The sequence below is a fragment of the Polaromonas sp. genome (genome assembly GCF_039930745.1).
In the GTDB taxonomy this organism is placed as follows: Bacteria; Pseudomonadota; Gammaproteobacteria; order Burkholderiales; family Burkholderiaceae_C; genus Polaromonas.
In genome coordinates this window covers 1-7,334 of the sequence record NZ_JBDTTH010000136.1, presented here as the reverse complement: position 1 = coordinate 7,334, position 7,334 = coordinate 1, and the positions used below count along the sequence as shown (strand labels likewise).

The following is a 7,334-nucleotide window of genomic DNA, read 5'->3' as shown; positions in this document are numbered from 1 at the left end:
ATTAATACCTACGCATACGTCTCGGGTGATCCGTTGAGCACGGTTGATCCGCTAGGCCTTGCAGGTTGTGTCGTTAACTTCCCTGATTACCCAATTGATACAGGATTCGGTTTCTCGTCCTCCAATTTGGGCGGTCATGGCGGCGTATTGACTTACGACGCGAAAGGCTCAACGCAGTATTACGAATATGGTAGGTACTCGCCTGGCAGCCAATACGTCATTGGCGATAAGCGGCCTGACGGCGAAGGAAATGTCCGACGCGTTCCTGTGCCTGACTTGGTGATTGATCCGAAGACTGGTCAGCCCACCGCTGCCTCCCTTGATGCATTGAAGAAGGCCCTGTCAGACAGAGCGGGTCATAAAACCAAGACTGACTTGACTTGCGAGAAAGATGCTGACGAGAAGAAGATCAACAAGTACGCCGAGGACTTTGCAAAAAACCAAAGTCGAGCACCCTATAGCTGGAAGCCCTGGTCTTCAAACCAATGCCGAGACTTTGCTGGTCGCGCAGTGGGGGCCGGAAAATGAGTTCTGTCAATCGATGGAAAATTGCTGCGGCTCTGCTTGGGGTGTGTTGCATCGCGTTGATTTACCGGGTGTTTGATCAAGGGATTACGCGTACTTACCTCGATGCCAGTCAGGAGACTTCAGTTCAGCACATCAAATTGCTAACGGGTTTGGTGGGGCATGAATGGCTTGGATTGCCTGAGGAGCAAGTCATGTCGCGCTTAAAGGCATACGCTGCTTCGCAACCACCGGGCTCTATTGTGTTGAAGCGTGAGCCTGAGACAAATGCCATCTATCTTGAGGGTGTCCGCTTTGAGTTTCGTAACGGCAAACTCGTAAACGTCACATAGTGCGAGGTGCCAGTTCTTCTCTTTTAAAAAACAAAAAGCCTCGCCGCTCCCGCCGTTGGCGGGATGCTGCTAAAGAAGAAACAAGGGCCGCTATCGCGGCCCTTCGTTCATCTGGCGCTGGCGTGCGCTGCGCGCTTTGGCTTGGTGGGAACAGGGGTTCTCTTCACCTTGGCTGGCGGCTTTGCCACGCGCTCCAGCGCGCCGGCCACCTGGTTCTTGATGATTACTGCATCGAGCAATTCACGCACCACTTCCTGCTCATGCTCGGACAGTCGCGACACCGTCTCGAACTGGTAACGCAAGGCCTCGGACGGGCTGCGCTCCTTCTCGTCGAACACCAGCATGTCCGCGCTGGTGCCGAGCGCAATTGCTAGGCGACGGATCACATCAAGGGTAGGTTGAGACGTGCCGCCTTCATAGCGGCGAATCTGCAACACGGCCAAGTCCACCTGGGTGGCCAAGGCTTGTTGGGTCAGGCCGCGCGCCTTGCGTAGCGCGGTCAGCCGTTCGGGGAATTCCATTGTGAAAAACGCGGGTGATGAAAAAGCCATCACTGTAAGACCCCCTTTCTGACTGGTTGCCAAAAGATACCATAAATGATAGCATGTGTATATCTGAATAGACTATTGACAGGTTTTAGGAGCAAAACGGCATGGCACGCATCCCTGAGAGCGAAATCCAGCGGCTGAAAGATGAAGTCGCGGTGCAGCGCCTGGTCGAATCCGCTGGCATCGAGTTGAAGAAGGTAGGCAAGGACTTGGCCGGTCGCTGCCCCTTCCACGCCGACGACACCGCCAGCCTGGTCGTGACGCCAGCCAAGAACCTGTGGCACTGCTTTGGCTGTGGTGCAGCCGGTGGGCCGATTGACTGGGTGATGAAACTCAAGGGCGTGTCCTTCCGCCATGCCGCCCTGCTGCTGAAGGAAGATTCTTCTTTAGCCGCTGTCCCCGGTGAGCCGGTCAAGCGCTCCACCGTGCGGGCCTTGCCCGCGCCCGTCGTGCTGGATGCCGACGACCGCGCCTTGGCCTTGCAGGTGGTGGACTACTACCACCAGACTTTGAAACAGTCACCGGAGGCACTGACCTACCTGCAATCGCGCGGCCTCTCTCACCCTGAGCTGATCGACCACTTCAAACTCGGCTTTGCCAACCGCACCTTGGGCTTGCGCCTGCCCGAGAAGAACCGCAAAGCCGGTGCCGACATCCGCACCCGCTTGGAAAAACTCGGCATCTACCGCGAGAGCGGCCACGAGCACTTCAATGGCAGCTTGATCGTGCCCATCCTGGACGCACATGGCGACGTGCTGGAGCTGTATGGCAGGAAGCTCCTGGACAACCTGCGCGCGGGCACGCCCAAGCACCTGTACCTGCCCAGTCGCGAAGGCCCGGACGGACAAAGAACGCGCGGCGTGTTCAACGTGCAGGCCCTGGGCGCGCACAAGGAAATCATCTTGTGCGAAGCGCTGATCGACGCCTTGACCTTCTGGTGTGCCGGTTACCGCAACGTCACCACCGCCTATGGCGTGGAGGGTTTCACCGACGACATGCTGACGGCGTTCAAAGCGCACGGCATAGAGCGCGTGCTGATCGCCTTTGACCGGGATGAAGCGGGCGAGCGCGGCGCGGCCAAGGTGGCGGCGCAGTTGCAGGCGGCGGGCATGGATGTCTGGCGCATCCAGTTCCCCAAGGGCATGGACGCCAACGAGTACGCGCAGAAGGTGACGCCCGCGGCCAAGAGCCTGGGTCTGTTGATTCGCAAGGCGCTGTGGCTAGGCCAGGGCAAATCACCCGAGCCGCCTGAAGTCTCCGCATCCCCTCGACCACCTGAGCTACCCAAACCGCCACCAGCGCCGAACTCACAAGCAAAACAGGCCGCTAGCCCTCGTGGAACAAGCGTGACCAGCTCTCAAAATAATAGCAATCAGAAAGATGGGGGGATTCCGCCTTTAGCCGCTGATCCAGTGAGCGACACGCCACTACCCGCCAGCCCGGTGCCCGACAGCGCGCCGCCCGAGCTGCCCTGCGAGGTCAAGGACCACGGCAACGGCGTGGAGATCACCCTGAACGTGGGCGATAGGCGCTACCGCGTGCGCGGGCTGGCCAAGAACTTGTCGTTCGAGCTGCTCAAGGTCAATCTGTTGGTCTCACGCGTGAATGACCCAGATGGGAGCTTCTACGTGGACACGCTGGACCTGTACGCTGCCCGGCAAAGGCACAGCTACATCGCGCACGCCGCGCTGGAGTTGCAGCTACGCGAAGACATCCTCAAAGCCGACCTGGGCCGCGTGCTGATGCGGCTGGAAGCCTTGCAGGAAGACAGCATGGCGCAGACCCTGGAGCGCGCGCCTGTGGGGCCACAGATGAGCCCGGCCGAGCATGCGGCGGCGCTGGACTTGCTCCAGTCGCCCGAGCTGGTGGCGCGCATCTTGGCGGACTTCGCCACCTGCGGCCTGGTGGGCGAGGACACCAACAAGCTGGTTGGGTATCTTGCCGCCATCAGCCGCAAGCTGGACAAGCCGCTGGGCGTGGTGGTGCAGTCGTCCTCCGCTGCCGGCAAGACCACGCTGATGGACGCGGTGCTGGCGTTTGTGCCCGAGGAAGACAAGGTCAAGTACAGCGCCATGACCGGGCAAAGCCTGTTCTACATGGGCGAAACCAACCTGAAGCACAAGGCGCTGGCCATCGTCGAAGAAGAAGGCGCTTCGCGGGCTTCGTATGCGCTCAAGCTGTTGCAGTCCGAGGGTGAGCTGACGATTGCCAGCACCGGCAAAGACCCGCAGTCAGGCAACCTCATCACCCAGCAATACCGCGTCGAAGGCCCGGTGGCCTTGCTGCTGACCACCACGGCGCGCGACCTGGACGAAGAGCTGATGAACCGCTGCTTGGTGCTGGCTGTCGATGAAGGCCGCGCGCAGACCGCTGCCATCCACCGGCTGCAACGCGAACGCCGCACGCTGGCGGGCCTCTTGGCCAAGAAGGAGAGGCAGGCCCTCACCACCCTGCACCAGAACGCCCAGCGCCTCTTGCGCCCGCTGGATGTGCTCAACCCCTACGCGCAAGCCCTGACCTTCCCCGACCAGACCACCCGATTGCGCCGCGACCATGAAAAGTACCTGACCCTGATCGACACCATTGCGCTCTTGCACCAGCACCAGCGCGATGTGAAAGTGCACCAACGTCCCGGCCACGATGGAGAAGCCCTCGAATACATCGAAGCCAGCCTGGCCGACATCGCGCTGGCCAACCAGATCGCGCATGAAGTGCTGGGCCGTAGCCTGGACGAGCTGCCGCCACAGACGCGCCGCCTCTTGGTGCTGATAGACCAGTACGTGGCCGGTGAATGCGAGCGCTTGAGCCTGCCGCGTGCCCAGCTCCGCTTTAGCCGCCGGGTGTTACGCGAGGCCATAAGTTGGGGCGACACGCAATTGCGCGTGCACCTGGAACGCCTGCTGGAGCTGGAATACCTGCTGGCCCACCGCGAGGGGCCGGGCGGCAAGTTTGTCTATGAGTTGGTTTATGAAGTCGCGGGCCAGGAGCGCGGCGCGGGGCGTGCGCAGTTCGCGGGCTTGCTGGACGTGGCGACGCTGCACGATGTGCCTACGGTTGCGAAGTCGCGGGGCCAGACCCCCGAAGGTGCGGGGCAGTCGCGGGGTGATAGCGGCCCAGTAGCGGCCCACTCGCGGGGTGACGAATTGGCCGCAGAGCCAATGGCCATGCGCCTTGCAGCCGATTTACCCAATGTGGAGAGCGAAACGCACTGCTCCAGCTTGCACGCGCCAGATACGTCGTACACGCAAGCCCGGCTGCACAGCTTGCCCACCTTGTCTTTAGCTGCTGGCCTTGCCGCCGCTGCTTGATCGCCATGCGCGCCCTCAACCCCAAGCGCAAGCGCCGCAAGCTCGGACCCAAGGCCAACCCGGCACCGGGCAACCCCTTGCATGCCTACCTGCACGCCTACACCGACTGGGCGCTGGCGGCGGGCTACTCCGAACACACCATGGCGACACGGCGCGCCGCCGTGCTGCGCTTCATCGTCTGGTGCGATGAGCGCTCAATCACCCGGCCGGTGGAACTCACGCGCCCCATGCTGGAGCGCTACCAGCGCCACTTGCACCAGCACAGGAAGAGCAACGGCGCGCCGCTGTCGGTCATGGCCCAGCTCGGGCTGCTCAATGCGATTACCGCCTGGTGCCGCTGGCTGGTGCGGCAAAACCATTTGCTGCACAACCCGGCGGCCGACTTGGAGCTGCCCAAGAAACCCAAGGCCTTGCCCAAAACCATTCTGACGGTGCAACAGGTCGAGGCCATCCTGAACCTGAGCGATGTCACAACCCTGCTGGGCTTGCGCAACCGCGCCATCATGGAAGTCTTCTACTCCAGCGGCATCCGGCGCATGGAGCTGATTGGCTTGAAGCTGTACGACCTTGACATCGAGCGCGGCACGCTGATGGTGCGCATGGGCAAGGGGCGCAAAGACCGCTTCATCCCCGTAGGCGCACGCGCCTGCGCCTGGGTGGACAAGTACCTGGTGCAGGTGCGCCCGGAGATCGTGACCGGCTACGACGACCAGACGCTGTTCCTGGACGACTTCGGCCAGCCCATGACAGTGCGCTTCCTGGGTGACCTGATACGCCGCCATGTGGAAGCGGGCGGCATCACCACGCCCGGCGCCTGCCACGTGTTCAGGCATGCCATGGCCACCCACATGCTGGAAAACGGGGCCGACATCCGCTTCATTCAAGCCATGCTGGGGCACGCCAATCTGGAGACCACGCAGATTTACACGCAGGTGTCCATGACCAAGCTCAAGGAGATCCACAGCGCAACGCATCCGGCCAGGCTGGAGCGATTGAAGGGCGTGGGCAAGGCCAACCCTCAGGACGAGACGAACGACGCGGCTGCGGCGCTGCTGGAGGCCTTGGCGCAGGAGGATGACGAGCAGGAGTGATGGGGCCGTGCTGGCGGGAAGCATATATGGCAAACGGGCCGCTAGCCCTCGTGGAATGTGCGTGATGCGCTATCGAAATGGTAGTGATCAGGAGATAGCTGATCGCCGGATTGTTTTAGCTGCTGGTGATTGGGCTTGCTGTGGCTGCTGGAGAAGTCAAAGCCAGGCGCGTGCCGCGCAGAGCATGGATTGCAGGCCAGTCCGGGCATTGAGCCCGGCCCAGCCTGGCAGGGCGGCGGGGTAAGTTGGCCCAAGGGCCAACTCAACATAACGGGCTGTCGCATGTAGCGTGTCCCCAAGCTGCCGCTAAAGCTCTGCTTGTGGCCCCGCTGCACGCGACCCCCGTTATGTCTTGCGCCCACTTGCCCTGCGCGTGTGGCCCGTTGCTCACTGCGTGTAGCAACAAGCCACACGCCCGCAGTCAATTGGTCAGTGCGGTATCGGCCGGGGCCGAAACCGCAGAGTGCTCTGGTCAGGCGCGTTCCGCGCAGTCCCACGTGTTGGCCCCCGCCCACCCCAGCAGGCCGGGCGCTGACGCGCCAGGCCGCGCCGGGTTATGGCCCGTCCGCCCCCCAAGGGGGCTCCCTCCACCCCGGCGCTAGGGTGTTGTGGCGCTGGCCAGCGTGGTGCCGGTGCCTGCGTAGGTCACGGCTCGCTTGCGCATCGCCGCGCAACCCAGCAGCCTGCCCAGCCCTGGCGCACGAACCCCATCCCTCCTTGGTGGCGAGGGTGCAGCGGCGGTGCCAGGCAGTAAAGGCCGCTGCGCGCCGCGCAAGCGCGGTGGCCCATGGCCAGCCTTGACAGCCTGACCCCGCCGCCGCCCATGTCGCTTATGCGGGGTGGGGTAGCCCTGCACGCGCGGCGTGCCGGATGTCACCCACGCCGCCCGTGTTCACCAACCATTGAAGGAGTCTCTTATGCCCCGTAGAACCAAAGCCATCCGCAAGACCGCACGCAACACCGTGACGCTGGCCCTGCCCGAAGAGTTCATGGCGCTGTGCGCCAGCGACGGCGTGACGCCCGAGCTGGTGCTGCGCGGCTTCATTGCCGACCTGGCCGGCATCATGAGCTGGGCCGCCGATCCGCGCACCGACGGCTATTGCAGCAACGGCAGCGACGAACGCAGCATGGCCTATGAGTATTACCAGCGGGTGGGCTACCCGTGGTGGAACAAGCCTTGAGGCCAAATCCAAAACCTAAGCCCATGCATGGCGCTAGCGCGCCGCGCATGCAGTGGCTAAGGAAGGAATGCAGGTGCTATATCTTTAGTAGCTGCTTGCGCACGTTCCGCGAGGGCTACAGGCCGATTTGATGCATGAACACCAATGAAAACCCCTTGCGGGTGCGCTGGCGCGCACCCGCTCAGGCGTGCCTGTTCCCGCGTGCGCGCATGAGGCAGAATGTGCCTCTAGAAAAAAACTCCAACGCTCACAGGTGCCGTCTTCGTTTTAACCGCCCAAGCCCTTGAATTGCTTCAAGAAAATACCTACTGGTACGGTGTAACCGTGTCAGGCGGATTACTTGGCGGGA

At 62.3% G+C, this 7,334-nt stretch carries 5 protein-coding genes and 1 pseudogene; 5 read left to right on the top strand and 1 reads right to left on the bottom strand.

All coding sequences use genetic code 11. From position 1 onward, the window contains the following. Together ABI660_RS22210 and ABI660_RS22205 are read left to right on the top strand one after the other, a co-directional pair. Positions 1 to 528: pseudogene (locus tag ABI660_RS22210) on the top strand (RHS repeat protein); the annotation flags it as partial. After that, positions 525 to 857, top strand: a complete 333-nt coding sequence (locus ABI660_RS22205; protein WP_348072233.1) for an Imm58 family immunity protein — start codon at positions 525 to 527, stop codon at positions 855 to 857. The pseudogene ABI660_RS22210 and the gene ABI660_RS22205, both read left to right, overlap by 4 nt. Before the next feature lie 107 nt (positions 858 to 964). On the opposite strand, the gene ABI660_RS22200 is transcribed toward ABI660_RS22205, so the two are convergent. Beyond that, a complete protein-coding gene (locus ABI660_RS22200) occupies positions 965 to 1,408 on the bottom strand; it encodes an RstR family transcriptional repressor (protein ID WP_348072231.1) in 444 nt (147 codons plus the stop codon). Between the two features lie 101 nt (positions 1,409 to 1,509). Between ABI660_RS22200 and ABI660_RS22195 the strand changes: the two genes are divergently transcribed. The 3 genes from ABI660_RS22195 (at position 1,510) to ABI660_RS22185 (ending at position 6,985) form a co-directional block, all read left to right on the top strand. Then, on the top strand, positions 1,510 to 4,713 hold the full coding sequence (locus ABI660_RS22195) for a CHC2 zinc finger domain-containing protein (RefSeq protein ID WP_348072229.1): 3,204 nt from the start codon (positions 1,510 to 1,512) through the stop codon (positions 4,711 to 4,713). A gap of 5 nt (positions 4,714 to 4,718) precedes the next feature. Then, positions 4,719 to 5,804 (top strand): site-specific tyrosine recombinase XerC, encoded by a 1,086-nt coding sequence (gene xerC, locus ABI660_RS22190; RefSeq protein ID WP_348072227.1) that lies wholly within the window; start codon positions 4,719 to 4,721, stop codon positions 5,802 to 5,804. A 917-nt stretch (positions 5,805 to 6,721) separates the two neighbouring features. Next, on the top strand, positions 6,722 to 6,985 hold the full coding sequence (locus ABI660_RS22185; protein WP_348072225.1) for a hypothetical protein: 264 nt from the start codon (positions 6,722 to 6,724) through the stop codon (positions 6,983 to 6,985). Positions 6,986 to 7,334 lie beyond the last annotated feature (349 nt).

Bases quoted from the DNA above. Each gene is read 5' to 3' on its own strand.
- ABI660_RS22195 (WP_348072229.1), top strand. From the start codon at position 1,510: ATGGCACGCATCCCTGAGAGCGAAATCCAGCGGCTGAAAGATGAAGTC.
- ABI660_RS22185 (WP_348072225.1), top strand. From the start codon at position 6,722: ATGCCCCGTAGAACCAAAGCCATCCGCAAGACCGCACGCAACACCGTG.
- ABI660_RS22200 (WP_348072231.1), bottom strand. From the start codon at position 1,408: ATGGCTTTTTCATCACCCGCGTTTTTCACAATGGAATTCCCCGAACGG.
- ABI660_RS22205 (WP_348072233.1), top strand. From the start codon at position 525: ATGAGTTCTGTCAATCGATGGAAAATTGCTGCGGCTCTGCTTGGGGTG.
- xerC (WP_348072227.1), top strand. From the start codon at position 4,719: ATGCGCGCCCTCAACCCCAAGCGCAAGCGCCGCAAGCTCGGACCCAAG.